The organism is Planomicrobium soli, from assembly GCF_003014655.1.
In the GTDB taxonomy this organism is placed as follows: Bacteria; Bacillota; Bacilli; order Bacillales_A; family Planococcaceae; genus Planococcus; species Planococcus soli_B.
In genome coordinates, this window is record NZ_PYAT01000002.1 from 64,381 (window position 1) to 89,590 (window position 25,210).

Below are 25,210 nucleotides of genomic sequence, written 5' to 3' on the forward strand. Positions count from 1 at the left end.
TGAATTCCCCTTATGAATACGCACTTTATTGAAAACGCTTTCTTATAACATTATAAAATGTTACAAAATTGTGACTAGTGCGTTTATTTTAGTGTACAGTCTCTTTTAAAATAGGTAAAATGAATATTAACTATATAATCTATAGTTTTTAGTTATAGGAGGAAAAGTTTATGGATATTCGACAGCTTTCCTATTTCGTTGAAGTCGCAAAGCACAAAAGCTTTACTAAAGCAGCTCAGACTCTGCATCTGTCACAACCTAGTTTGAGTAAGATGGTAAAGAATTTGGAAGAAGAGCTGGACGTTACATTATTTGATCGTTCCGCTCGGCAGATTGCCTTGACAGATGCTGGGGAAGTGGTAGTGGAACAAGCGCAAAAAATTCTTAATAGCCTGGATGATTTATCGGCATCCCTTTACGATGTAATGAATTTAAAAAAAGGTAAGATTAAGATCGGACTGCCTCCTGTAATCAGCACTTTGTTTTTTCCGACCATTATTGCTGAATTTCAGCGGATGTATCCTGAAGTGGCGATTTTACTGGCAGAAGATGGGGCAAAAAAAGTAGAAAAGAAAGTTTTAGAAGGGGATGTCGATCTTGGATTTGTCATGTTGCCTGTAGACCACACGAAATTTGATGTGGTGCCATTTGTCCATCAGGAAATCAAATTGCTCGTGCATGAATCCCATCCTCTCGCCAATAGAGATTTAGTTGATTTGATCGAATTCAAAGAAGATCGTTTTTTGCTATTAAGCAAAGAGTTTACTTTAAACAGCCGGACCAAAGAATTTTGCAGGAACCAAGGCTTTGAACCGAAAGTCGCTTATGAAAGTTCCCAGTGGGATTTTATCGTGGGTATGGTCGAAAAAAATTTAGGCGTCACTTTAATGCCGGAGCTTATTTGCGACCGGGTCAAAGACGGTCCTTTCAGGACCATTTCCCTTTCCACCACTTTTCCATGGATGCTTGGCATCATTATGGCAAAAAATCGCTATGTACCTTATATTTCCCGTTCATTCATTTCCCTGGTAAAAAGCTTACCGAACACATAAGAAACATGTATAACTGCATCACCCCCTCTCACAATTAGTGCGAAGAGGGAGTGATGAAGGAGCTATTCCTTTTAAAATTCGGCGCTTTCTAAAATTTCCCCTTGCGCTTCATAACCTTTCATATACTTGATCCGACGCTGTGCGGAGGTTTCGCTGACTTGTTCATCTGCGTGGTAAGAAGAGCGGACCATTGGACCGGCTTCGCAATGTTTGAATCCTTTTTTAAGAGCTATCTTCTTCAGTTCCGCAAATTCATCAGGATGGTAGTACCGGATAACATCCAGATGCTTTTTTGTCGGCTGCAAGTATTGGCCGATTGCCATAATATCCACTTTATGCGCAAGCAAATCATCCATCGCCTCTAAAATTTCTTCTTTTGTTTCACCAAGTCCTACCATGATGCTGGATTTTGTCGGAACATGAGGCGCTATTTCTTTTACGCGCTCTAAAAGCTTCAGCGACCGGTCATAAGTTGCAACAGCCCGCACCCGCTTGGTCAGGCGGCGAACTGTTTCAATGTTGTGATTGAAAATATCCGGTTCGCTGTCCATTAGCATATGCAGGCTTTCGTAATCGCCTTTCATATCGGATGGCAAAATTTCTACCGTACAGCCTGGCACTCTCCGGCGAATAGCTCTGACCGTTTCCGCGAAAACAGCTGCACCGCCATCTTTTAAATCATCTCTTGCTACGGCTGTAACTACAACATGTTTCAGTCCCATAATTTCTGCAGACTCCGCTACACGTTCCGGCTCATTCCAGTCAAGTTCATTCGGAAGGCCCGTTTTGACTGCACAAAACCGGCATGCTCTCGTGCATGTATCGCCTAAAATCATAAATGTTGCTGTTTTTCGCACACTCCAGCATTCGTGGATGTTTGGACATCTTGCTTCTTCACAGACGGTATTCAAGTTTTTTTCCCGCATGAGCTTTTTCAGCTCAGTATACGATTCATTGGTATTCAATTTTACTTTAAGCCACTCCGGTTTGCGTATGTACTCTTTGTTTCTTGTCATGAGTGCGGCACTTCCTTTCTTTCTCTCAAGTAATTCCAATCTTCACTCTTATACTTCTTTTCCAGCTCCAAAGCTTCCTCCACTAAGAGAGTTGGGAGTTCGTATGGCTGTAACTCAATGTCCAGTCCTCTTTCAAAACCTTTTTTGAAAGCCGCTTTCGCATGGTCAAAGCTGATGGGAGCAGGCAATACATCATTGATAGCGACTGCACGCTTATCAAATGCCTTTCTTGCCCGTTCTTTTACTTCTTTATCAGGATATAAAAACAAGTCAAACAGCTTGATCTTATCGATTTCAAGGGGTATAGAGCCGTGTTGGAGAATAACACCGCCTTTGCGTGTCTGAGCGCTTCCCGCCGCTTTCTTCCCATCAATCACAAGCTCATACCAGGAAGGTTCCTCAAAGCAAACGGCGGAACCTTTTTTCAATCTTTCGTTTCGTGGTATTGCGAACCCTGCATTGATTCCAAGCTCTTTATAGCCTTCAAGCAATCCTTTAGATAAAACCAAATAAGCCTCTTTAATTGTTTGCGGCATATCCGGATGGTTTTCCGAGACAATGACGCTGTATGTTAATTCGTAATCATGCAATACAGCTTTCCCCCCGGTCTGCCGGCGCACAAGTTCAACTCCATAGCGCTCGGCACCAGCCAAATCGATTTGCCCGTCCACTTTCTGAAAAAAACCGATAGAGATGCCCGCAGGCTCCCACCCATAAAACCGCAGCACTGGCGGAATTTTGCCTGCGCTATGCCAACTCAGTAATGCTTCATCGAGAGCCATATTGAATGCTGGCGTGCAGTGGCCGGAATCCACAAAAAACCATGTATCTTTCATCTTTTCCCTCCTTTTAGTTGAAAATAAAAAGCGCCGCTTCCCATGTCAGGAAGCGGCGCATGCAGGCGTAAAAAGAAGCATTCGCATACTACTTCCCTCCGCTGGCATGGTCCAGATCAGGTTCAAAGGGTCCGAGCAATGCTCGTCTCAGCCGTTTTTCGGCTCCCCTAGTAGTTAACTTTTTATTTTCAATTTATAGAAATCTTATCATAAAGCAAATTAAAGAACAATAAAAAGTAAGAAATTCCCTATTTCACTTTTAGTTTTTTTCGTTTCGAAGAACCATCCTACTTTTCTTGCAAAATCTTTTCTATTTTGTCCATCAATTGGGACTCTATCCGGATTTCTGCCGCTGCTATATTTGACTGCACCTGTTCCGGCCGTTTCCCTCCCGGAATAACAGCGTCAATTCCAGGCTGTTCAAGCAGCCAGGCAAGCGCCAAGTTGGAGACATCGGTCCCTTTTTGTTCCGCAATTTCTTTCAGCTGTTCCACTTTATCAATGTATTTCTCGAAATTTCCTGATTGAAACAAGGGTGAGCTGTTTCGCCAATCCCCTTCTTCCAATTGGAAATCTTTTGAATATTCCCCTCCCAAAATTCCATAGGCGAGTGGTCCATAAGCAACGACCGAAATATTGTTTTGAACACAATAAGGAAGCAAATCTTTTTCAATTTCCCGTTGGAACATGTTGTACTGCAGCTGGACAGCAGAAATTTCAAGACTGCCATTGGCTTGTTTCAGCTGCTCAAGCGAAACATTCGATACCCCGATCGCCTTAATTTTCCCTTCTTGCTTTAAACGGGACAATTCGGCTACCGCTTCGCCAAGCGGTGTTTTTTCATCAGGCCAATGAATGTAATATAAGTCTACAGAGTCAAGCTGCAGCCGCTTCAAGCTATCTTCCAAAGCACCGCGAAGGTAAGCAGGGCTGTTGTTTTTGCTTCCATTCCGCCAATCGCTGCCGCCTTTTGTGGCAATCACATATTGGTCCCGTTCGAATTCTTTCAATACTTCACCGACCAATTCCTCGGATCGGCCTTCACCATAAACATCGGCTGTATCGATAAACGTAATTCCTTGCTCAAGTGCGGCGCGCACCAAGTTTTTCCCATCTTCCTCATTTAAATCCTGATAAAGGTTGTGGCCGCCTACTGCGTTGGTTCCCAGTCCCAAAACTGAAATTTGAAGATCGGTTTTTTTCAACATTGAAAATCTCATCTGAACACCCTTTCTTATGGATTGATATCTTTCAGGATGGCGCTATAGATAAACGCCACATTGTCCTGTCAGTAGACTCTATTCCCCTTATCTCTTGTATTATGTCAGTTTTCTGGAAGGATTAAATCTACGATAATGGGGAATTGCAGAAGAAACCTTATTTTTTGAATGGAGGAAAAGGAATGGGTAGATACACTTCCCGGAATATTATTTATGGCGGTATTGCTGCCACCGGCATTTATTTATTGCTTAAAAATATTAAAGAACAGAAAAATACGTATTGGATTTACAAGGACCACGATATCCGCAATGGAGAGAACGTCGATAAAAAAGAAAGCCCGAACGCCGAGTATGACAATGCGGAAATTGGACTTTCAGAACTTGATGCCACATACCGCGCAGAATGGACATCAATGGGTTATCCTCTCACGCACCGTGAACTTGAAGAAAACGAGAATAAATACAGCTAGAAAAAGAAGCCGCTATGGCTTCTTTTTTATGCCTATTTTCACCAGGTATCACCGCCTGAAGGAGGCGGCCAAGTACCGGACATTCGCCGGACCATTACGGCTTGGCCGGCATGATACGTGTTGTGGAGGGTGATGCCCATCAACCATTCTGCACGTGTTCTTCCCTTGCCTTCTGCACCTTTCTCCATCAAATCTTTGGCCGCCTCTTGTTTTGCGTCCTGTAAACCTGCTAAAAACCGGGAAACTGCAGCGTCCCACTCTTCGTTGTTCGCAGGCGCCCCTGACTCCGGCCATGACTCTGTTGCATGTTCCGGACTTTTCGGTGTTTCTCCTTTTATATAAGCCAACATGAAATCTTGCCAATAAATCATATGATTGAGAAGTTCCCAGATTGAATGCGGGCAATCTCCCGGCTTTTCACCAGCCGTCCGCCATTCCAGGCCGTCAAATACTGTTGCAGTGTCAACGTGTGCGCCTTTGCCATGCAAGCCATTATGAAAAAACTCTTTTTCCATGCTCCTGCCCCCTTACCTTTCCGGTTTTATCAAGCTGTGCCCAATCAAATTGGGGGAAACAGGTTTTAAACCAAGTTCCCGCGACCATACCGAAAGTTGCCCGATATGGTGAATTTGATGAGCTATCACATGGCGCATCACTTCCCCCGCTGCCAACAGCTCCACACTGCCGTCTTCTTGTGGCAGAACCAATGGGCGTCTATCCATTGCAGGTTCCCATGCGTCTACATATGCCTCTACTTCCGGTCGGAACTTGGCATCTAACGCCTTTACTTTATCCAGACTATTAAATTGCTCAAAATCTTCCTGGAAGTCCTCTTTTCCTTTTAGCAGCCGAATCCAGCTCCACTCCACATCAACTATATGAAAAAAGGTTTTTAAAATACTCTCCATTCCTCCCGTCCGTTGACTCAAGAGTTCTTCTTCAGATACATTTTCGCACCAGGTATACCATTCTTCGCGAATCTTCCAGTTGTACCGAAAAAAAGTTTGCATTCCATCCCTCCTGAAAGTTTATTGCTAATCTTTCTATTATCATTCCACGCATACAAGAAAAAGCCTGCTCAGAAATCATTCGATTTCTTAGGCAGGCTTTTCCGATTCAACTGAATGACCGATTTATTTTTCTGGTATTTGTTAGTATGTGGCCTTGAATAGTATTCTTGTACCAAGTAAACAGGTCTTCCTTTTGTTTCTTGGAACACTCTTCCTAAATATTCTCCAATAATGCCAAGAGACAATAATTGAATACCTCCGAGGAATAATATGACCGCCATCAAAGACGGATAGCCGGGAATAGAATCATTGAACAGCAAAGTGCGCACCAGTATGAAAAGCATATACAGAAAAGCACAAAGCGACACTGCTAGTCCCAGGAAAGAAGATATGCGCAGCGGTGCAATGGTTGACGCTGTAATGCCATCAACTGCAAGGTTGAACAATTTCGGATAATTCCACTTTGTGGTCCCCGCTGCTCGCGGCGCCCGGTCGAACAATATTTCTTTTTTGTTATAACCGATCCAGCTGAACATCGCTTTCGTGTAGCGCTGGGTTTCCCGCATCTGGTTCAGCGCTTCAATGCATTTACGGTCAAGTAGCCTGAAGTCACCGGTATTGCTTTGGACTGGAACTGCAGATACCTTTTTCAACAAATTGTAATACGACTCGGAAGACCATTTTTTGAACCAAGTCTCGCCTGCCCGGCTTCTGCGCCTTGCAAAAACATCGTCATATCCTTGCTCCCAATACTGGATCATTTGTGGAATCAATTCCGGAGGATCTTGCAGATCTGCATCCAGAATAATGACCGCATCGCCTCGCACATGGTCAAAGCCGGCGAGCATGGCAATTTCCTTGCCGAAATTTCGTGACAAGTTAATATAGGAGATTTCCTGATGGAACACCGACATCCCCTTCAAAATTTCAAGTGTACGGTCCGTACTTCCATCATTGACGAACAAATATTCAAAGCGGTATTCCGGAATAGGGGTGGTGACTTTTTTCAACCGTTCCACAAGAACGGAAAGAACCGCTTCTTCATTATAGGCTGGGATTAGAATTGTAATTAGTCTCATGGTCTTCCACACCTTTCAATGCCATCAGGTTTTTCTGGATGGGATTCAATACGGTTGCACTCAAGGGCTTGCTTTGAAATCAGGGGCCGCTATGCTATACTTTCGATAGTTTTCACCCTTGCGATAAGAGACATTTCACCATAAAGGAGCAGCTTATGCCAGAACAACTATTGTCAAAATGGTTTCATCAAATAAAACCCCAATGGAAAACCGCTTTCCTATCCACAGTCATCATCGGGTTCTTAACCCATATGTACATATTTACGAATGCTATCCCTAACCACGACAGCTTAGTGAATATATACACACCACAATTCAATTTTGATCTTGGCCGCTTCTTTCTCTCACCATTCAGCGGAATCAGCTCTTATTTCGATTTGCCGTGGATGAATGGACTTCTTTCCATTCTTTACTTGGCAGTATTTTCTGCCTTGATTGTCGAACTGCTAGAATTGAAAAAACGTATTTCCATCATATTGACTTCCGGCCTGATCGTCGCTTTCCCGGCAATCAGTTCTATTTTTTCGTATATGTTTACAGCAGATGGCTATATGGCCGGGTTCTTGCTTACAGCTTCCGCCTTACTTCTTACTAAAAAATACAAGTACGGCTTTTTGCCCGGCGCTCTGTTGTTTTATTTTGCAGTGGGAATTTACCAAGTCAATTTACCGCTGCTCTTAACATTGACTACCCTTTTCTTGATTAGTGAAATCCTTTATAAACCGATTACGTTAAGAATTTTTTTTACATATGCTATTCGCTTTTTTGCATTAACTGCCATTGGCATGGCGCTTTATACCATCACCTTTACGCTTTACCGCAACTTCTTCGCGGGCCAAGTGCGCAACTATCAAGGCCTGAACGAAGTAGGCAACACAGCCGGTTTATGGGAACCAATTTTACGGGTGCGAAATGCTTTTTCCCACTTTTTCTTTCGAGGATTTGGTCCGGATATGCCCGTCAATTTGTTTGAAATCGCAAATGTTGCCGTTTTCGCCTTGCTCCTGTTAGGGTTTGCATTATTCTTTGTCAAGCGAAAACAAACCATTTCGAAACCTCTAGCAGCCATTGCGGCCATCTTGATCTTAAGTTTGCCTTTTTCTGCATACAGCCTGTACTTTGTCTCGCCCGGTGTACAATACCACATGCTGATGATGTTACCGCTCGTTCCATTTTATTTATTGCCGATTCTTTTTTACGACAATCTTACATCCGCAACACCAAGAACAACCTTGTTTTCTTGGGGAACGGTACTTGTAACAGCGCTTGTTATTTTCAATTTTGCTTTGATCGCGAATATATCGTACTTTAATATGAATTTAAAATATGAAAAATCGACCGCTGCTGTAAACCGCATCGTCAACCGCATCGAACAGACACCAGGCTATGAAAACGCTAATAAACTGGCGGTGTTTGGAGAAATTGCCATGGAGTCCAAGATGGCGACAAAGTATGTTCCAGAAAGCATTCCGCGCATGACTGGGGCGCTTGGGGATACGTTCTTGCGCTTCCCAAGACATTACCAATACATGATGGAAGATCTGTATGGCGTTTCATATGATTTGGTAACCCCTGAAGAGTACGAAAGCATTCTGGCAAGCAGCATCTATAAAAATATGGAAAACTGGCCCGCCTCTGATTCTGTTCGGATTATCGACGATACAATCATCCTCAAGTTGAGTGAAGAGCTTCAATAAACTACTTATCCTTTTTTTCATCTGCTGTTAATTCCAGCGTTCCGCTGATTTCAATTCCATTTAAAGCCTGGGTCGCCAGCCGATCCGCTTCCGCATTGGATTTCCTTGGTACCAGCTCGTATTCCGGCTGGATGCCAAGGTCTTTTATTTTTTGGTCAATCCGGTCTGCCCACTTGGATAAATCAGCTTCAAGCGCCGGCCACTCCCCGCTCATTTGATTGATCACCACTTTAGAATCTCCAATGAACCGCACAGGTAAATGATGAACATTCAACAACTCCAATTCTTGAACGCACAGGTAAAGCGCTGCATATTCTGCTTCGTTATTTGAAATCAGTTCAGCAGAAGGCGCATTCTGTCGCAAACGGTAAGACTTGCCATTTTGTTCATAATAAATAACACAGCCAAAACCTGCTCGGTTTGTTTCCTTGTCAAAGCCGCCATCAAAATAAACCTCGATATTATGAGGCTCTGTTTCAATTCCTTTTATATAGCCTTTCAATTCTTTCAGCGTCCAAGTACTGTCAAATCGATCAACAAATTGCAGACTTCTTACGCGCCCTGTACGCTCAATATCTTCTGCCAGCAGCACCGCTTGCGCTGCCGGCATTTCATCCGAACGGAAAAAAGTTTCCGTCCCTTTTGGTGTCCGATAAGCCCATTCAATTCGGATATTCATTAATGCTCCCCCTTTTCCTTTCCATGTACTTGTCTTATTTCCGTTCTAGTGCCCCATAAACTCTCCGCTGCAACCGCTACCCAAAAGGAGGCCCTTAAAAATATTTTTTTCGAGCAACATGATGCTGCCCATCATGCCCATGTATTTGGCAGCTATGTCCACTGATTCCGGAACGATGCCAGGGTATGTGCCTGTACTCTCAGTCATTATTGGATACGCACTGATATCCGCATATGTGGTGCTGCTTATAAGAGCAGTAAAAGCGTTACGGGCAAAATAGCAAAAAAAAGGACCTCTTTTCAGCCAATCGACTGAAAAAAGAGGTCCTGTTTTTCTCGTTTCTATACCGCTCATTCTATAACTGCAACTGTCTCCCATCCATCGTATTCCCCTTGGAACCTCTCTGAAATTTCCAGCAGCAAGTCAGTAAGCTCATCTATAGCATCATGGGTCACAAAATCGACTCGTGATATATACACAACATAATTGCCGTCATCGTCTTTTTCAAACGAACCTTCCTCCACTGTAAAACCTTCTTGCTGGATAGTGTCCGCGAACTGCCTCATCATTTTTTTATCCTGAAACAAAATGAAATGCTCCACTCTGCGCGGCGATTCCAAACTATCGCCTGATAGCGCCAGCGTCTCCAATACATCCTGGTTTCCCATGCGTTGAAATTGAAACGAGTCCGGGTAGAGAACTTCAAAGTAAAAATCCCAGCTTTGGGTTTCCTCCAGTTTAAAAACTTCCACTTCATAGCCGGCTAAAAAATACAATCTGTTAACAATTAGCGCAAGTTGTTCTTCCTCTTCATGCGGTGAATAGAAAAATACATCCCGATTGCCGTCAGTCGTAAGTTTCCCGACATTGACATACTGCTTGCCTTCTGCCGCTTCAAATAATTCTTCTTCGATAAGAGTCAATCGATCCGCTTCCACTCCAGCATGCAAGCCATCGCTGTCAGGATTTTTCAAAGGCAGGCGCATTGCAAAAGCATGCTTGTACTTCTCCATATCCAGTTCTTGCGAAACCTCCATATCCAAAACGATTGATGCCGGTTTGCCATCAATTAATTCAACATACGTATCCCAGTATTCCGACATTTCAATCCCTCCACTCTATGGATAATTTCTTCGAGGCAATATGCCTGTAGCTGCAACCCTAATAATAAGAGTTGAATTTATTATACTTTTTTTCAGGGAAAATGAAATAAAAATATTCTGACTTCCAAAGTTTCACTTTAAAGCATCTATTGTATAATCAGAAAAAAGGAGTGGTGTATTCGTGAAGATGACTCAAGCAGGCTCTATCTACCAGTTGGCTTTCATGCCCCGTTTTTTTCCGGTAAACTGTTATTTGGTCGAAGAAGACAACGAATTAACACTTGTTGATGCTGCACTCCCCTTCAGTGCAAAAGGCATATTGAAAGCGGCACAAAAAATCGGAAAACCCATTACGAATATCATTTTGACCCATGCCCATAGCGACCATATCGGTGCGCTTGATGCACTGAAAACGAATTTTCCAAATGCTTTACTATCAATTTCAGCCAGGGAGGCACGTTTACTGGCAGGTGATAAAACCCTGCTACCGGAGGAAGCTGGCCGCCCAATAAAAGGCGGCGTCCCAAAAAACATCAAATCCAAGCCGGATATCCTTCTTGCAGAAGGCGATTTCATCGGCTCTCTGGAAGTGATTTTTTCTCCTGGCCATACACCTGGTTCCATCTCGCTCCTAGACCGCAGAACCAATAGCTTAATCGCAGGAGACGCACTTCACACGAGAGGCGGCGTTGCCGTATCGGGCACTTTAAAGCTATCCTTCCCTTTTCCTGCGCTAGCCACTTGGGATAAAAAAGCTGCGCTCGAGAGTGCAAAAAAGCTGCAGAGCTTTAAACCTGACTTATTGGCAGTCGGTCATGGCAGAATGATCCGCAACCCTTCGAAAGCGTTTCTGAAAGCCATAAGAGAAAGCAAAACTAGCTTAAATTAAAAGCAAAGCCGCTTTTCGGAGACAAGATAGGTTTCGGAAAGCGGCAATCTTTCCTGGAGTTCTGCCATTTCTCCGCTTATTTGCAAGTTGCTACAAACTGGATCAAATCCATTTTTTTGATTTCGGTCCAAACAAGTTCAATGTTCTACGGATAAAGCTCTTGATTTTAAAATACCAATAAATCCATTCTACTTTTCCGGTTGCGATCCAATTACCGATCAGCAGTTTTTCAAAATTTTCTTCGCTGAAATAGTGAAGCTGCTCATTCACAGAACTATCCCACATAATTTTTAATATGTGTTTTTTTACTTGCCGTGAGGTTAAGGTGCTTTTTGGATGAAACAAGTTAGAGAAGCAAGCTACGATCCGGGTTGTATAAAATGCTTCTACCAAGTCAATATTTCTGGCAGCATATGCGCGGTTCCGCTTTAGAAATTCCCGAGTTCTCTGGAAAAGCAGCTGCTGATTCTCAAACAGATTCGGACGGAAAGTGCTGGTAATGGATGCACTGTTGGACGTCATATAATTATAGAAAGGCTGTTCAATAATTTTTATGCGGCTGCATTTTTCCAAATAGGCCAGGTTGAACAACATATCTTCTCCCCGAATTACCTCACGTTCAAACTGTAAGTCATTTTCTTGGATGATAGCGGTGAGATAAATCTTGTTCCAGTTGAAGTGGATAAAGTAGTCCCGATAAAGTTCACCAAAAAAGTTTAGTAATTCTTCTATTGTAAAACTGCCGGTTCTGTAAAAATGAAAGATTTCATCACTGACCAATCGATTGTCATATTCTATCATGTTCTTAAAGCCGCAAATCACCAACTGATGTTTTTCCCCAAGTTCAGCTACCATAGTTTCCGTCATCCTTGGCTCGATCGTATCATCGCCGTCAACAAATTGAATATACTTCCCTCTTGCAGCCTGTATGCCTGTGTTTCTGGCCGCTGAAGGCCCGGCGTTTTCTTGGTGCACGACTCTTATCCGGCTGTCCCACTGGGCATATTCGTCACACATCTTGCTGCTTCGATCTGTAGAACCATCATCTATAAGAAGCACTTCAATATTCTCATATGTTTGTTTCAGGATGCTAGATATGCAATTTCCAATATAGTCTTCTGAGTTGTAAACTGGGACGACGATGCTGACTAACTTTTTCCCTTCCAAAGCTTTCCCACATCTCCTCCGTGCTATGACTTTCACTTTAACTTCATCCTATTTCTTTTATCCATCTTATTCGCGAAGTTTCATCCCAAATCCTTCTTGGCAACTAGCTATCCTGCAGAATGCTTCACATGCGAAACCACTTAAAATATACCGCAAAAAACCGGCATCTTATGGAAAGATGCCGGTTTTAATGATCACCAATATTTTTTGGGGGTCTTACTTAAATCATGCATGTTTGCTGGCAATGGGCGGCTAAAATAATAGCCTTGGCCTTCATCGCACTTTTCCTCTTTCAAAAAGCTCAACTGGGTTTCATCTTCAATTCCTTCAGCAATTACCTGCATATTAAGTTTGTGAGCCAATGAAATAATGGTAGAAGTGATTGTTTTGCCGTTCAAATCTTGTGTAATATCAGCGACAAAGCTTCGGTCAATCTTGACCCTGTCAAACGAAAATTGCCTTAAATAACTGAGGGACGTATAGCCTGTACCAAAATCATCGATTGATAGGGAAATCCCTAATTCTTTCAGGTTCGTTAAACTGTCTTTCAACACTTTTGTATCTTCCATCAATATACTTTCCGTCACTTCAAGCTCCAACCATCTTGCTTCCAGACCTGTTTCTTCAAGTACTGTTTTAACTGTTTCCACAAAGTTTGGATGCTGTAATTGGATGGTTGAAATATTGACACACATTTTAAATGGCGGGTATCCAAGTTCCTGCCATGCTTTATTCTGGGCACAGGCTGTTTGCAGCATCCATTTGCCAATTGATACGATGTGACCGCTTTCCTCTGAAATCGGGATGAAGTTATCGGGTGGAACCATCCCGAGTTCCGGATGTTTCCATCTTATCAGTGCTTCCATAGCTCGAATTTCTCCGGTGCTTAAGTCTGTGATCGGCTGGTAATGCACTATAAATTCCTGATTGGCCATGGCAGTCTTCAAGCCTTTTTCAAGCGTAAGTTTATAAGCCGTTTTCCGGTCAAGTTCTTCTGAATAAACGGTATAGTTGTTCTTTCCATACTTTTTTGTGTAATACATGGCCGTATCGGCCTTCTTAATCAAACTATCTACATTTTCTTCTGTACCATTACTGAAAGCAATACCGATGCTTGCAGAAACTGACAAAGAATGCCCCATAATTTCGAAAGGTTCCGCTATTGCTTGATTTAATCGTTTTGCCAACTCAATAGCTTCTTGCTCTGCGATGCTAGGCAACAAAACGGCAAATTCGTCTCCTGCGAAACGGCCAACAGTGTCCGTTTTTCGCACATTCTCCGTCAATCTTTTGGAAACCGTTTTTAAAAATTCATCTCCTGCATGATGTCCTAGCGAATCATTGATAAACTTGAATCTGTCCAAATCCACAAAGAGAACAGCTACGGGTTTTTCATTTGTTTCTGACAGTTTAAAAACTTGCCTTAATCGGTCTTCGAACAGTTTCCGGTTCGACAGCTTTGTCAAAGAATCAAAGAAAACAAGTTCTTCCATCAATTTCTGATGTTCCACTTTATCTGTTATGTCTTTTACAATGCCATAAGCTCCTGTTATTTTACCGGCTTGTTTCATCGGAAAACTGGTCACTTCTATATTTCTTCTTTTTCCGTCTCTTCGATTGATAGAGATTTCATAACTGGCCGGAATGCCCTGCAGTGCCTCGTTAAAGTGTTGAAGGGTGGTTGTTAAGTCTTCGGAAACGATAAGCGGAGCAAACGACATTTCAAGCAGTTCCTTAGTGGAATATCCGGTCAAAGTTTCGCATCCTGGATTTGCATCAGTAAAAACGCCTTCCAGATCCATTGTAAAGATAGCATCCGGATTATTATAAAATAAAGATTTAAATCGTTCTTTGCTTTCTTCAAGCTTCAAATTGGCAGTAACTTCTCCAGTCACATCAAAAACGGTACCAAAAAGCAAAGTCTTTCCGTTTCTTTCCATCCTCGTTCCGTGAATTTCCACATGGATTAGTTCTCCGTCCTTTTTATAGACTCTCGCTCGATAACGAGATAAATCTTCCCGGTTATCCACCCTGCTTTTTATCCTTTCCTTCACTATTGATAAATCGTCAGGATGAAATAAATCTTCTATTGTCATTTTGCCTGCCAGAAATTCTTCTTCTGTATATCCAGTCAGGGTGCAAAAGTGCTGATTAATAAAGGAGAATGCCCAGCCATCTAATATATACATACTTACAGGAGAATTTTGTATCATAACTTCAAACATTTCTTTATAGAATGAATTTTTCTCTGCCTCGTCTTTTTGGGCTGCAATTGAAAGAGTCATGTTTGTATTTGTAGTCTTGATTTTCATAGATGCTTCCTCCAATAAATGATAGGTACTATAAAATTCTCGCAGTGCCTTTTATAGTTTTCCTCATCATACCAAACTGCTTACATCTTATGTAGTAAATTAGGAATAAAGTTTTAATTTGTCATTTTTTAAAGTGCTTCTTATTATTTCTATCTTTTATTGTATAAGCCTATAAAAAACATAAAGAAGAAGGCCTTACTTTCCAATGGAATAATAAGACCTTCTCGATTTATTCATCTATATAACTGGCATACACGATCAGCCTTTCCTCGCGTGTGCCAAGGGTACGACTATACGCCCCGGAACAAGTTATAAGAACAAGTTCCGGCGACGACGTATAACTGAAAACAGCGGAAACGTCCGCCTTTTCAAGCGGCACTGATTCCATGGCGTATACTTGAAATGACAGTTTCTTCCCTTCCCCTTCAACAATTACTTTATCCCCTTTTTCCAATTGGGTAAGATCCCAGAAGATTGCCGGGCCATCCAATCCGTCTACATGACCGGCAATTACAGCGCGGCCGTTTTGCCCTGGTCGATACCCGGGTTCAAACCAGCTAACCTCTTGGATATTATCCGGTACAGCCATTGTTCCGTCTTTCGTTTTCCCCAAATGTTGTATGGCTGCTTCTACCCCAATAGCAGGAATGAATATTTTTTCTGGGGCAATCCCACTCTGCCTGACAGCGTTGATTGGATTTTCTCCAACAGAGTGGTGGGAAAGAGTGACTGCTACAGACTGCTTTGAAGAGAAGTCAATGTTTTCACTTCGTATGCTTACTTCATCTTTTTCGCTTTGGCAGCCAATTAAGAAAACAAGTGATAAAAATAGTAACTGTTTAATTTTGAACGCGTTTTTTCCAGACAAAACCGCTCGCCCCAACCATCAAGATAAATCCTCCCATGACTAATAGCCAAGAGCTTTGCTTATTATCGGGAGTGCCAAGACCAGTAGTCGGCATGCCATCTGGGGAACCGGCCTGTTCATAATCCACTAATGCCAATACCTCAAGTGCATCGGCAGTATTTACAGCAAATATGCTGTAAACCGTTCCTGCTGCTAATTCTGTACCTTCAAGAGGCAAAACTTGTGTGCCATCAGGCAAACGAATTTCAAGGTCGTATGTTCCAGCATCCACCTCTGAATAATCAGTAATGCCTGGGAATTCAGCGCCGCTAAAAAGTGCGTCTCCACCGATCAACCCAACATCTACTGCTGGAGCATCCGGAGATAAATGTCCGATACGAACTTTCGCTTTTCCTTCTGTTACTTCCATTGAATCTTCCGCTACTACAAATTCAAGTGCATCGACAGTATTTGCTGCTGCTGCTGTGTAAGCTTTTCCGGCCTCAACAGCCAAATCCGCCTGCAGTACTCCTTCACCTTCAGCGTATTCAGATCCATTTGCAAAAACTTCTACATCATGCGTACCGGCTGGAACATCTAAATATCCTGAGTTGGCCTTAAAAGCTACATTTTCCAACGTTAATTCACCGTTGACATAAACATCGACTGCCGGGGCATCGGGTGATGCATGGACTACCCTAACTTTCGCTGTCTCCGCTGCATAAGCCCAAGAAACAGTTGAAAAAAACATAGCCAGCGCAACAGCAACTAAAACTAAAAACTTCTTCATTTAAACCTCTCCTTTTGTATAAGTTTTATATAACTCTTTTACAACTTATTTATACTACTTTTTTGATTTTATTGCAACAAAAAAGTCAGATAATTTAAAATACTTTGTATAAATAGTTTGAAGTTTTGCTTATTAACTTTATTTGCTTTGTTAAACCAGTAAACTTCCGGGTAAATACAATTAGAATGTTAAGCGTGTAAAGGAATCAATACGGATACTTCTGCCAGGTTTTCGTGATTTGAAATTTGAGAATAAAACTTTTTTCGGACAGTTCAGCAAAAAACGATGCTGCTTCCACTTAAGGAATGCAACATCGTCCTATTTTTATACAATACTTATATAAATTATTCTTTTCTTCCATCCAACCGCATGATCCATCTGCGCATGGTACGGCGCTGTCGTTTTTCTACCGGTAATATTTCCTTTGCCTTACTTATGATTTCGGCAATTTTTTCTTCGATGGCGGCATCTTCATGCCAACTATATTCGTATAAAAAATAATGGAGCAACCGAATAGCTTCTATGCAACTGTCTTTGTCTTGAGGGTTTAGAAGGCTGATATCATCCAGTATAATCGAAGCTTCATCGTCCTCTTCCAAGTCTTCTTTTTTAGGTCCGTATTCATAACAGTATTTCAGCATTTCTTCGTAAAGATCTTGCAGTTCTCTAGGGATTCCAATGGACATATAAGATTCATAAGGATTGATCAACATTTCTCTTTCCCCCCTCTTTAATTCTGCAATATTGAATAGATAAGATTCACTCTTTCGGATGTTTTTCTCTTCTATCTATATTTCAAAATTCGACAAAGCCTTTTCGAATACCTGCATATTTATTTAATTTTTCGAATATTTTTTTATTTAAACTTATCAGTTGCAATAATAAATTATTACCCTCTATTTACCTAGCTTAACATCAAATGAAGTTGTACAGCTCTTATACAACTTTAATTTCTGAAGGAGCGGTTGAAGATGCGACAAAAAGTATTGGTTATCGGAGCAGGGATAGGCGGATTAACTTCGGGTGCTTTGCTTGCCAAGCATGGAATGGAAGTTTTAGTTCTCGAAGCTTCTTCTGAATTTGGCGGCAGTGCAGGAAAGTTCAAACGTAAATCCTATCTGTTTCCAGTCGGGGCGACACTTGGTATGGGGCTTGAGGAGAATGGTATTCATGAACGGATTTTCCGTTACTTGGGGAAACCTTTCCCACTTCCCCCGCTTGAAACAGTCATGGAAATGGTCCATCCGGAAGCAACTTATGTATTTATGAAGGATCGGAATTGCCATGTCGATGGAATCATCCGCCATTTTCCAGAACATGAAAAAAGTATACGCAACTTCTATCGTGAACTTTACAAAACTGCTTCTATTATCCGAACTTTAATGGATCCGCTGCCCGTGCTCCCTCCTACAACTATTGCAGAATGGGCAAATCTATTTCGCTCAGTTCGATTGCAGCACATCCGGCTTTTGCCTTTATTCAATCAAACACTCGGCCAACGGCTAAAGCACCATCACTTGGACAAGCTCACTCCTTTTTGCACAATGCTTGATGGCTTATTGATAGACAGCATGCAAACAGGCAATAAGCATGTTTCTTATTTATTGGCGGCAGTTGCACTTGATATCTATCACGAAGGGGCTTATTACGTTCCAGGGGGGCTATATCAATTTGCTGACTTAATGGCTAAAAGCATTCAAGAAAACGGCGGTGTATTAAAAAAACGGCGGACTGTCACCAAACTTGAATACAGCGAAGGCATTTGGCTTGCAACGGACCAACGCGGCAATACTTATGAAGCAACAGACGTTGTCTTAAATGTGCCAATCCATCAATTGCCGGTCATTTTGGAGCCCAATATGATTGACAAACTAAAAAAACCGCTCCGCAATGGACTAAAAACGCCAACTTGGACAACTTTGACGCTCTATATGGCAATAGATGAAAGCATACTGGATGCCCCTTTACCGCCATTTCGGCAGATATCTACAGGTTCTGGGGATTCACTTACTGAAGGCGAGCATTTTTTTGTGTCTGCATCCCGACCCGGTGATTCTCTCCGCGCTCCGGATGGATTTCAAACTGTCACAGTCTCCACCCATTCTCAAGCACAACTCTGGAACACCAAAGAACAGTACGACGCTAGGCGTGAAATACTGACAGAACGCATGTTGTCGGCAATCAGCCAAGTAATTCCCCATTTCCGTGAAGCCATTGTTCACTTGGAAACAGGCGCCCCTAAAGGATGGGAACGTTACACCGGACGTCCGAATGGCTATGTTGGTGGATTCCCTCAAACCTTGGATAATGCTTTGTTCAATTCAATTTCACACCGTTCGGGATTGCCCGGGGTATACGTATGTGGAGATCATATCTTTCCCGGCGGCGGCACTATCGGTGTAGCGGCAAGCGGTCTTCATGTTGCCCGCTCCATTTCAGGCAGCCGCCTCGTCTAAAAAACAGACAGGTTGTTTAAGGTTATTTGATAATATAAAAAATCAAGTTGCAGCCTTAATGATATTGAAGGTCATTTTTATAAAAGCGGCCGTTGAAAATCTGGTTTGACTTCAGACTTAAATGTCCCTTTAAGCTTGAGAAAGCTTAAAGGGGCATTTTTTATAGACCGTGTTTATTATTCCCTTTCCTCTCTGTTCTTTTTCTCTGTAACAACCCTCATATTTTGTGTAGTAATAAAACTGTATTCCTGTTCATTTAGTATTATAATAGTCCTAACATTCAAAAAAATATCCACAAAATATTTTTATAGAAAGTTAATATACCTATTTTATGTTTATTTATTTAATATTTTTCTGACCAAAACCATATTTACGTTCTAACCTATCAAGGAGGGGTCATTGTGAGAAAGTATGTAATGGATTTTGAGGAAATCAGTAAAGAGGATTTATTACTTGTAGGCGGAAAAGGATTGAACCTTGGAGAAATAGCTAAGCTTCCAAGAATACGGGTGCCAAAAGGTTTTTGCGTGACAACTGAAGCTTATAAACGAATGATTGAACAATATCCTGAAGTTAATGAATTGATTGAGCATCTTACTCTTTTGTCAGCTGATGGTACGCAGCAAATTCGTGAACTTTCGCATATCATAAGGGAAACGATCGAAAAAACAGTTATTCCTTCTGATGTTCTAGAGGACATTCTTCGTCTTTTTTTAAATTTTGGTGAAAATTTTTTTTACGCAGTCCGATCCAGTGCCACCGCAGAAGACTTGCCTGCCGCTTCGTTTGCCGGACAACATGATACGTATTTGAATGTCCACGGACAGCGAGCTATCCTGCAGCATATCAGAAAATGCTGGGCTTCCTTGTTTTCAGAACGGGCAATTGTATATCGCATCAAAAATGGCTTTGATCACCGAAAAGTTTACTTATCGGTTGTTATTCAACAAATGGTCTATCCCGAAGCTTCGGGAATTCTCTTTACAGCAGATCCTGTCACTTCAAACCGCCATGTGTCATCCATTGATGCAAGTTTCGGGTTAGGCGAAGCTTTAGTGGCAGGCATCGTCAGTGCCGATAATTACAAAGTGCGGGAAGGAAAAATACTCACCAAAACAATTGCAGAAAAGAAAATCGGAATTTTTCCATTGAATAATGGCGGAATAGATAAGCGGGAAATCTCTATTTCCCGGCAAAAAGACCAAGCTCTTTCCGACGAACAAATTGTAAATTTAGAAGCTTTGGCGAGAAAAATCGAAGGGCATTTCCGTTCACCACAGGATATTGAATGGTGTTTAGTGGAAGGCGTATTTTATTTTGTCCAAAGCCGGCCCATTACAACTTTGTACCCCCTGCCCGATAAAATGGATGGTAAACTGCGGGTTTATATGTCATTTGGCCATCAGCAAATGATGACCAAACCTATCCGTCCGCTTGGCATGTCGTTCATCGAATTCCTCGCTACCTATAATTTAAGTCGTGCCGGCGGCCGTATATATATAGATTTGACACATGATTTGGCTTCTCCGATTTCAAGGCGAGCAATCATGAGTTCTTTTCGCAAAAACGATTCTTTGTCTTACAGTGCCCTGGCTACTTTTTTAGATCGAAAAAACCCGTTGCCAAAAGGCCAGCGCATGTTAAAGATGGGCGGCGGCAGGCTGTCCTGGGCTCTTCCAACTGAATGGTTTAAGCTATATCGCAACAACGACATGCTTTTGATTCAGCAATTAACTTCCGAAAGCGAAGCTTCCCTCAAAAAACTTGAAACAGAAATACAGCAATTCTCAGGGGATGAACTGTTTGCTTTTATTGAACAAGACCAACAGGAGCTTATTAAGCTGCTCTACAATCCGAAAAGCATGGCTGCCATTTTAGTTGGAGTATACGCCTCTTCTTGGTTGAACGACAAACTGTATAAATGGCTGGGAGAAAAAAACACAGCGGATGTACTAAGCCAATCCGTCCCCAATAATATAACTTCAGAAATGGGATTGGCTTTACTTGATGTAGCAGACGTTGTAAGGCAATACCCTGAAGTGACGTCGTATTTGGAAAGGGCAAAAGATGAAGACTTTTTTGAAGCGCTTGAAAAATGTGAAGGTGGAAAAGCAGCAAGCAAATCGATTCAAACCTATTTGAAAAAATTTGGCATGCACTGTTCTGGAGAAATTGATATAACCAACCCACGTTGGACGGAAAAACCTTCCACTCTTGCACCACTCCTTTTAAACAACATCAAAAACTCTGAACCAAATGCTCGGCGGGCAAAATTTGAAAAAGGGCGAAAGGAAGCAAAAGATAAAGAACAAGAAATATTGCGGCGCCTGGAACGATTGCCGCAAGGCAAGAAAAAAGCGAATGCGGCAAAAAAACAAATCGACCGGATGCGCAATTTTATCGGTTATCGTGAATATCCGAAGTATGCCATCATCCAGCGGTACTTTCTCTACAAACAGGCATTGATGAAAGAAGCCCAAACTCTTGCAGAAAAAGAAATCATCCAAGCGAGAGAGGATGTCTTTTATTTGAACTTTGACGAGTTCCGAAAAACGGTCCGAACCGAAAAAATAAATGATCGCCTTATCTTGGAACGCAAAGGAGACTATGCCTATTTCGAGAAATTAACCCCTCCACGTATAATGACATCTGAAGGAGAGAAAATCACTGGACAGCCTACCGGTGAAAATTTGCCGGAAAGTGCAATTCCAGGCGTAGCTGTTTCTTCAGGAGTTGCAGAAGGCCGCGCCAGGGTCATTTTTAAGATGGAAGATGCGGTATTGGAGAAAGGAGATATTTTAGTGACCGTTTTCACAGATCCAAGCTGGACACCTCTTTTCGTCGCAATTAATGGGCTGGTTACAGAAGTCGGCGGTTTAATGACGCATGGCGCTGTTATTGCCAGAGAATATGGGCTTCCAGCAGTAGTTGGCGTCGAAAATGCCACCAAACAAATCAAAGATGGCCAGCGCATCCGGATCAATGGTACAGAAGGTTATGTGGAAATCTTAGAGGAAAACACATGAAAAGGGCCTATGGAGGCCCTTTTCATGTTTATCTTGAGTTAATCATGAAGACATTAATATACCGATATAAGCTAACTACTCTTTTATTGCGTATTCGTTTACAAATACTTCATCATAAATTCACACGGCGCTTACAATTAAGTAGTACTATAGTTTTATTATCAATAGATAACTTGAGCATTAAGCATTAAAAAGGAGCTTATTTTATGCAACCAGATTTGTTGTTCACGCGCACTGCCAACCCTTTATGGTATTTTTCATATTTACTTCGCAAGAGAAGAAAGAATTTGCTGGAGTACAAACAAATGAAAGAATTGCAGCTTATTTTAAGAACGAAATCAGTAGAAACCTACTTCCAGCCACTGGTAGCATTAAATACAGGAAATACGGTAGGTTACGAAGTGTTTAACCGCCCCGTTGCTTCTTCGTTGTTTCCAACTACTGAAACGTTTTACGACTTTGTCGGACAGACTGATTTGATTTTTTCTCTTGAAAATACTTTCCGTGAAATATCACTTAGCCGCTTTTCAAAGTGTGTCCAGCTTCAGCCCAGCGAAAAAGCTGCATTGCTGTTTTTAAACGTTCATCCACATATTTTGATGGATCCCCATTACCGGACTGGAGAAACATTAAAGATGTTAAAAGGTCACGGTTTCTCACCTGAACAAATCATCTTTGAAATATCGGAAAAAGCTGCTATTGAAAATTACTCCCATTTTGAGAATATTTTAACCAATTATCGATCTCAAGGATTCCGAATTGCTTTGGATGATGCGGGATCTGGATACAACAGTTTAAAAACACTTGTTTATTTGAAGCCTGAATTTCTGAAACTCGATAAGACGGTTATCCAGAATATCGATCAAGACCAAACAAAGCAACAATTGGTCAAGCTGCTCCTTAATTTTTCGAACGAGTCAAACACCCACTTGATAGCAGAGGGAATTGAAAGAGAGGAAGAATTGCTTTACTTAAAGCAGCACGGCATACATATCGGACAAGGCTATGCCCTTGGCAAGCCAAAGCAAGAATTGGTTAAAGGGGTAATGCGTTAAATAATCGGCATGGTAATTTAAGTTTTGGGGGAAATGAGATGTTCACGTCTATAGGAGAAATTTATGAGGAAGTGCCATGTGTAGAACCGGAAACAAAAAGCCGCGAAGTCGATAAAATCTTTAAGAACTTGCCCAGTATACAAGGCATCATCGTAAAAACGGACGTGCCTAATTTTGCACTTGTCATGAAACCATCTTTTTACCAGGTTATCGGCAACCAATACGGATATAACTTGTATATGGGCCGCCCTATTCATCTGATCATGAATAAATCTCCCTTAGTGGTGGACCATATGCAGCCGATTTTAGAAGTAAGCCAGCTTGCTATGTCAAGGCCAATTGAAGAACTTTACGATTATGTGATTGTAACAAAAGAAAAAGAATGCATGGGAGTAGTGAGCATTCAAAGTTTGTTGCTCTCCTTTGCCAAAATCCAAAAAGAGACAGCTTTGTTAATGAATCCCCTTACCGGGTTGCCAGGAAATAATTCGATCGATCATGAATTGACAAAAGTTCTGGATATGGAAAAATTCAGCATCATGTATGTCGACTTGGATCATTTTAAAACGTATAACGATACGTATGGTTTTAAAAAAGGAGATGATTTGCTTTTGGCAACTGCAGCTGTTTTGAAAAAAAATCTAACCACCAACTTTTTTGGGCATATAGATGGTGACGACTTTATTGCAATTCTCCATCATCACAACTATGAAAAAATTGCCCAAAAGATTATTGATGATTTTAGCCAGGCCATACAATCGTTTTATTCAGAAACTGATTGGGCACAGCAATATGTTGTTGCTGAAAATAGAGCAGGACGCATAGAAAAAATCCCTCTCGTCAGCATTTCCATCGCTATCGTAACGAATAACGTGCAAGCATTTAGCAGCATTCAGCATATCGTAGATGAAGCCGCAACCATTAAAAAAAGATGCAAACAAAAGCTTTATAGTTGTTATATAGCCAATTCTTCTAACTCTTTGGCCAAGTAGATCCCTTGATAGCATCAGGATACAGCATGAAACGATTAGCATCCAGAATTATTGGCATACAAAAAAGGGGCTTTTTATGGCCCCTTTTTTGCGCATCGTTCTTTTACTCAATCATAATGCGGTGTGATTTTTCTTGTTTTTCTTCTTCCTTAGGGCGTGGGACTTGAAGCATCAATACGCCTTCTTTGAAAGATCCGGAAATATTTTCTTGCTCAATTTCACCAATGTAGAAGCTGCGTTTGAATGAACCGTATGAACGTTCTTTTCGGATAAAGCGTCCGTCCTGCTCTTCCGCTTCTTTTTTCATTTCTTTTTTGCCCCGGATTTCCAAATAACCGTCTTTGTACTCAACATCAATATCTTCTTTAGTGAATCCAGGCAGATCCACCATGAACTCATAGTGATTTTCTTTTTCCTTGATATCTACTTGCGGAAAATGAGTTTCCCCAAAAAATTTATTAAAAAAGTCAGTTTCCAATCCACTTCCTAAAAGGCTTGGGAATAACTCAGTCCGTCTTCTCGGAAATAAAGTACTCATGGTAACCGTCTCCTTTAAATTTGATTTTTTGGTGTCTAGCAATATCTCAAAACCCAATGCTTCAGAGAATCAGGGGAACACAAAAAAGCAATCTGATGGCTGACCCCTAAGGGTTCTGCCTTCCCATTCCATCACCTTCTCGGCCCACATTGCCAAACTGCTCCTTTCTATTGAATTGCGTCGTTTACTTAAGAGATGCATTTCCTAATAATAATTAGATTATTCCGTTTTTTTATTTCCCCAATAAAAATTATATTTATTTTTTTTTACTTGTCAATCAATTTGATATGAAAAAACTAAAAAATTATTATAAATTGACGCTGATACTTACAAGCTTACTAATGCTTAACTCCTCTTATTTCTGGTCATTCGCCTTACACCTTGCCCGATAATTTGTTTTACTTGCATCCATGGGGCAAAAGAAACCCTTAAGGAACGAATAGTTCCTTAAGGGTTTCAAGCTTACATATTGGCTTTTCCTACTACTTTTTTTATATCTTTTTCGAACGATTCCGGCTTGTCTTTCGGCGCATAGCGGCCTATGATATTGCCTTCTTGATCGACAAGGAACTTTGTAAAATTCCATTTGATGCTGTTGCTCAAAAAACCTTTCGAATTATCTGTTAAGTAACGGAATAAAGGATGAGCGTTTTTTCCATTAACATTGACAATATCGTGCATCGGAAATGTGACACCATAACTCATCCGGCAAGCTTCGGCAGCTTCTTCCGCCTTATCCAACTCTTGACGGAACTGGTTGGAAGGAAATCCGAGAACTACTAAGCCATCCTCTTTATACTCTTTGTAAAGGTGCTCCAGGTTATCGAATTGTCCGCTTAGACCACATTTTGTCGCTGTATTCACAATTAACATCGGACGGCCCTTATACTCGCTTAACGGATATTCTTCTCCTGTCGATTTGGTAACAGAAATGTCGTAGATCCCCATTTTATTTTCTCCCCTTTCTTGAAATGGC

24 protein-coding genes and 1 riboswitch are annotated in these 25,210 nt (G+C 41.6%); of the genes, 9 read left to right on the top strand and 15 right to left on the bottom strand.

Annotated elements, in window-relative coordinates:
* Nucleotides 1–170 precede the first annotated feature (170 nt).
* On the top strand, nt 171–1,052 hold the full coding sequence (locus B0H99_RS02580; RefSeq protein ID WP_106532077.1) for a LysR family transcriptional regulator: 882 nt from the start codon (nt 171–173) through the stop codon (nt 1,050–1,052).
* 71 nt (nt 1,053–1,123) lie between these two features.
* On the opposite strand, the gene lipA is transcribed toward B0H99_RS02580, so the two are convergent.
* From lipA to B0H99_RS02595, 3 genes are all read right to left on the bottom strand, one after another.
* Complete coding sequence (gene lipA / locus B0H99_RS02585) at nt 1,124–2,068, bottom strand: lipoyl synthase (RefSeq protein ID WP_106532078.1); 945 nt, start codon at nt 2,066–2,068, stop codon at nt 1,124–1,126.
* Nucleotides 2,065–2,904 carry a lipoate--protein ligase family protein gene (locus tag B0H99_RS02590; protein ID WP_106532079.1) on the bottom strand — a complete coding sequence of 280 codons (840 nt, stop codon included), beginning with the start codon at nt 2,902–2,904 and terminating at the stop codon, nt 2,065–2,067. The genes lipA and B0H99_RS02590 overlap by 4 nt, the downstream gene beginning before the upstream one ends.
* Before the next feature lie 76 nt (nt 2,905–2,980).
* Nucleotides 2,981–3,083: riboswitch (TPP riboswitch) on the bottom strand.
* Between the two features lie 108 nt (nt 3,084–3,191).
* On the bottom strand, nt 3,192–4,124 hold the full coding sequence (locus B0H99_RS02595) for an aldo/keto reductase (RefSeq protein WP_106532080.1): 933 nt from the start codon (nt 4,122–4,124) through the stop codon (nt 3,192–3,194).
* 182 nt (nt 4,125–4,306) lie between these two features.
* On the opposite strand from B0H99_RS02595, the gene B0H99_RS02600 reads away from it, so the two are divergent.
* Complete coding sequence (locus B0H99_RS02600; protein ID WP_106532081.1) at nt 4,307–4,594, top strand: hypothetical protein; 288 nt, start codon at nt 4,307–4,309, stop codon at nt 4,592–4,594.
* 38 nt (nt 4,595–4,632) lie between these two features.
* On the opposite strand, the gene B0H99_RS02605 is transcribed toward B0H99_RS02600, so the two are convergent.
* The 3 genes from B0H99_RS02605 to B0H99_RS02615 form a co-directional block, all read right to left on the bottom strand.
* On the bottom strand, nt 4,633–5,109 hold the full coding sequence (locus B0H99_RS02605; protein WP_106532082.1) for a DinB family protein: 477 nt from the start codon (nt 5,107–5,109) through the stop codon (nt 4,633–4,635).
* A 12-nt stretch (nt 5,110–5,121) separates the two neighbouring features.
* Nucleotides 5,122–5,604, bottom strand: coding sequence for a DinB family protein (locus B0H99_RS02610; RefSeq protein WP_106532083.1), 483 nt, complete (start codon nt 5,602–5,604; stop codon nt 5,122–5,124).
* A gap of 68 nt (nt 5,605–5,672) precedes the next feature.
* Nucleotides 5,673–6,683, bottom strand: coding sequence for a glycosyltransferase family 2 protein (locus B0H99_RS02615; protein ID WP_106532084.1), 1,011 nt, complete (start codon nt 6,681–6,683; stop codon nt 5,673–5,675).
* A gap of 155 nt (nt 6,684–6,838) precedes the next feature.
* Between B0H99_RS02615 and B0H99_RS02620 the strand changes: the two genes are divergently transcribed.
* Nucleotides 6,839–8,380, top strand: a complete 1,542-nt coding sequence (locus B0H99_RS02620) for a glucosyltransferase domain-containing protein (protein ID WP_106532085.1) — start codon at nt 6,839–6,841, stop codon at nt 8,378–8,380.
* Nucleotide 8,381: 1 nt separating this feature from the next.
* On the opposite strand, the gene B0H99_RS02625 is transcribed toward B0H99_RS02620, so the two are convergent.
* On the bottom strand, nt 8,382–9,059 hold the full coding sequence (locus B0H99_RS02625; RefSeq protein ID WP_106532086.1) for a ribonuclease H family protein: 678 nt from the start codon (nt 9,057–9,059) through the stop codon (nt 8,382–8,384).
* Between the two features lie 133 nt (nt 9,060–9,192).
* On the opposite strand from B0H99_RS02625, the gene B0H99_RS17735 reads away from it, so the two are divergent.
* Nucleotides 9,193–9,339 carry a hypothetical protein gene (locus B0H99_RS17735; RefSeq protein ID WP_181313551.1) on the top strand — a complete coding sequence of 49 codons (147 nt, stop codon included), beginning with the start codon at nt 9,193–9,195 and terminating at the stop codon, nt 9,337–9,339.
* 70 nt (nt 9,340–9,409) lie between these two features.
* Here B0H99_RS17735 and B0H99_RS02635 read toward each other — a convergent pair whose 3' ends face one another.
* Complete coding sequence (locus tag B0H99_RS02635; protein ID WP_106532088.1) at nt 9,410–10,162, bottom strand: DUF695 domain-containing protein; 753 nt, start codon at nt 10,160–10,162, stop codon at nt 9,410–9,412.
* Between the two features lie 181 nt (nt 10,163–10,343).
* Here B0H99_RS02635 and B0H99_RS02640 point away from each other — a divergent pair, with 181 nt between their 5' ends.
* Entirely contained in the window at nt 10,344–11,051 is a 708-nt protein-coding gene (locus tag B0H99_RS02640; RefSeq protein WP_425440375.1) for an MBL fold metallo-hydrolase, read from the top strand.
* Between the two features lie 102 nt (nt 11,052–11,153).
* On the opposite strand, the gene B0H99_RS02645 is transcribed toward B0H99_RS02640, so the two are convergent.
* The 5 genes from B0H99_RS02645 to B0H99_RS02665 all read right to left on the bottom strand — a co-directional run bounded on the left by B0H99_RS02645 (nt 11,154) and on the right by B0H99_RS02665 (nt 16,880).
* Complete coding sequence (locus B0H99_RS02645) at nt 11,154–12,254, bottom strand: glycosyltransferase (protein WP_106532089.1); 1,101 nt, start codon at nt 12,252–12,254, stop codon at nt 11,154–11,156.
* Nucleotides 12,255–12,412: 158 nt separating this feature from the next.
* A complete protein-coding gene (locus B0H99_RS02650) occupies nt 12,413–14,530 on the bottom strand; it encodes a sensor domain-containing protein (protein ID WP_245894359.1) in 2,118 nt (705 codons plus the stop codon).
* A 229-nt stretch (nt 14,531–14,759) separates the two neighbouring features.
* Entirely contained in the window at nt 14,760–15,398 is a 639-nt protein-coding gene (locus tag B0H99_RS02655) for a class F sortase (protein WP_106532090.1), read from the bottom strand.
* Nucleotides 15,370–16,167 carry a DUF4397 domain-containing protein gene (locus B0H99_RS02660; RefSeq protein WP_106532091.1) on the bottom strand — a complete coding sequence of 266 codons (798 nt, stop codon included), beginning with the start codon at nt 16,165–16,167 and terminating at the stop codon, nt 15,370–15,372. The genes B0H99_RS02655 and B0H99_RS02660 overlap by 29 nt, the downstream gene beginning before the upstream one ends.
* Nucleotides 16,168–16,511: 344 nt before the next feature.
* The gene (locus tag B0H99_RS02665) at nt 16,512–16,880 is read right to left on the bottom strand and encodes a hypothetical protein (protein WP_106532092.1); all 369 of its coding nucleotides are present in this window, start codon (nt 16,878–16,880) and stop codon (nt 16,512–16,514) included.
* A 258-nt stretch (nt 16,881–17,138) separates the two neighbouring features.
* Here B0H99_RS02665 and B0H99_RS02670 point away from each other — a divergent pair, with 258 nt between their 5' ends.
* From B0H99_RS02670 to B0H99_RS02685, 4 genes are all read left to right on the top strand, one after another.
* A complete protein-coding gene (locus B0H99_RS02670) occupies nt 17,139–18,623 on the top strand; it encodes a phytoene desaturase family protein (RefSeq protein ID WP_106532093.1) in 1,485 nt (494 codons plus the stop codon).
* Nucleotides 18,624–19,024: 401 nt separating this feature from the next.
* Nucleotides 19,025–21,649, top strand: coding sequence for a phosphoenolpyruvate synthase (ppsA, locus tag B0H99_RS02675; RefSeq protein WP_106532094.1), 2,625 nt, complete (start codon nt 19,025–19,027; stop codon nt 21,647–21,649).
* A 206-nt stretch (nt 21,650–21,855) separates the two neighbouring features.
* Nucleotides 21,856–22,704, top strand: a complete 849-nt coding sequence (locus B0H99_RS02680; RefSeq protein WP_106532095.1) for an EAL domain-containing protein — start codon at nt 21,856–21,858, stop codon at nt 22,702–22,704.
* A gap of 38 nt (nt 22,705–22,742) precedes the next feature.
* Entirely contained in the window at nt 22,743–23,696 is a 954-nt protein-coding gene (locus B0H99_RS02685; protein ID WP_106532096.1) for a GGDEF domain-containing protein, read from the top strand.
* 103 nt (nt 23,697–23,799) lie between these two features.
* Here B0H99_RS02685 and B0H99_RS02690 read toward each other — a convergent pair whose 3' ends face one another.
* Both B0H99_RS02690 and B0H99_RS02695 read right to left on the bottom strand, forming a co-directional pair.
* Nucleotides 23,800–24,234, bottom strand: a complete 435-nt coding sequence (locus B0H99_RS02690) for an Hsp20/alpha crystallin family protein (RefSeq protein ID WP_106532097.1) — start codon at nt 24,232–24,234, stop codon at nt 23,800–23,802.
* Nucleotides 24,235–24,696: 462 nt separating this feature from the next.
* Nucleotides 24,697–25,182, bottom strand: a complete 486-nt coding sequence (locus tag B0H99_RS02695; protein ID WP_106532098.1) for a glutathione peroxidase — start codon at nt 25,180–25,182, stop codon at nt 24,697–24,699.
* Nucleotides 25,183–25,210 lie beyond the last annotated feature (28 nt).

What these genes read in the sequence shown, in the direction of transcription:
- B0H99_RS02580 (WP_106532077.1), top strand. Translation starts at nt 171, where the DNA reads ATGGATATTCGACAGCTTTCCTATTTCGTTGAAGTCGCAAAGCACAAA.
- lipA (WP_106532078.1), bottom strand. Translation starts at nt 2,068, where the DNA reads ATGACAAGAAACAAAGAGTACATACGCAAACCGGAGTGGCTTAAAGTA.
- B0H99_RS02590 (WP_106532079.1), bottom strand. Translation starts at nt 2,904, where the DNA reads ATGAAAGATACATGGTTTTTTGTGGATTCCGGCCACTGCACGCCAGCA.
- B0H99_RS02595 (WP_106532080.1), bottom strand. Translation starts at nt 4,124, where the DNA reads ATGAGATTTTCAATGTTGAAAAAAACCGATCTTCAAATTTCAGTTTTG.
- B0H99_RS02600 (WP_106532081.1), top strand. Translation starts at nt 4,307, where the DNA reads ATGGGTAGATACACTTCCCGGAATATTATTTATGGCGGTATTGCTGCC.
- B0H99_RS02605 (WP_106532082.1), bottom strand. Translation starts at nt 5,109, where the DNA reads ATGGAAAAAGAGTTTTTTCATAATGGCTTGCATGGCAAAGGCGCACAC.
- B0H99_RS02610 (WP_106532083.1), bottom strand. Translation starts at nt 5,604, where the DNA reads ATGCAAACTTTTTTTCGGTACAACTGGAAGATTCGCGAAGAATGGTAT.
- B0H99_RS02615 (WP_106532084.1), bottom strand. Translation starts at nt 6,683, where the DNA reads ATGAGACTAATTACAATTCTAATCCCAGCCTATAATGAAGAAGCGGTT.
- B0H99_RS02620 (WP_106532085.1), top strand. Translation starts at nt 6,839, where the DNA reads ATGCCAGAACAACTATTGTCAAAATGGTTTCATCAAATAAAACCCCAA.
- B0H99_RS02625 (WP_106532086.1), bottom strand. Translation starts at nt 9,059, where the DNA reads ATGAATATCCGAATTGAATGGGCTTATCGGACACCAAAAGGGACGGAA.
- B0H99_RS17735 (WP_181313551.1), top strand. Translation starts at nt 9,193, where the DNA reads ATGCCCATGTATTTGGCAGCTATGTCCACTGATTCCGGAACGATGCCA.
- B0H99_RS02635 (WP_106532088.1), bottom strand. Translation starts at nt 10,162, where the DNA reads ATGTCGGAATACTGGGATACGTATGTTGAATTAATTGATGGCAAACCG.
- B0H99_RS02650 (WP_245894359.1), bottom strand. Translation starts at nt 14,530, where the DNA reads ATGAAAATCAAGACTACAAATACAAACATGACTCTTTCAATTGCAGCC.
- B0H99_RS02660 (WP_106532091.1), bottom strand. Translation starts at nt 16,167, where the DNA reads ATGAAGAAGTTTTTAGTTTTAGTTGCTGTTGCGCTGGCTATGTTTTTT.
- B0H99_RS02665 (WP_106532092.1), bottom strand. Translation starts at nt 16,880, where the DNA reads ATGTTGATCAATCCTTATGAATCTTATATGTCCATTGGAATCCCTAGA.
- B0H99_RS02670 (WP_106532093.1), top strand. Translation starts at nt 17,139, where the DNA reads ATGCGACAAAAAGTATTGGTTATCGGAGCAGGGATAGGCGGATTAACT.
- B0H99_RS02680 (WP_106532095.1), top strand. Translation starts at nt 21,856, where the DNA reads ATGCAACCAGATTTGTTGTTCACGCGCACTGCCAACCCTTTATGGTAT.
- B0H99_RS02685 (WP_106532096.1), top strand. Translation starts at nt 22,743, where the DNA reads ATGTTCACGTCTATAGGAGAAATTTATGAGGAAGTGCCATGTGTAGAA.
- B0H99_RS02690 (WP_106532097.1), bottom strand. Translation starts at nt 24,234, where the DNA reads ATGAGTACTTTATTTCCGAGAAGACGGACTGAGTTATTCCCAAGCCTT.
- B0H99_RS02695 (WP_106532098.1), bottom strand. Translation starts at nt 25,182, where the DNA reads ATGGGGATCTACGACATTTCTGTTACCAAATCGACAGGAGAAGAATAT.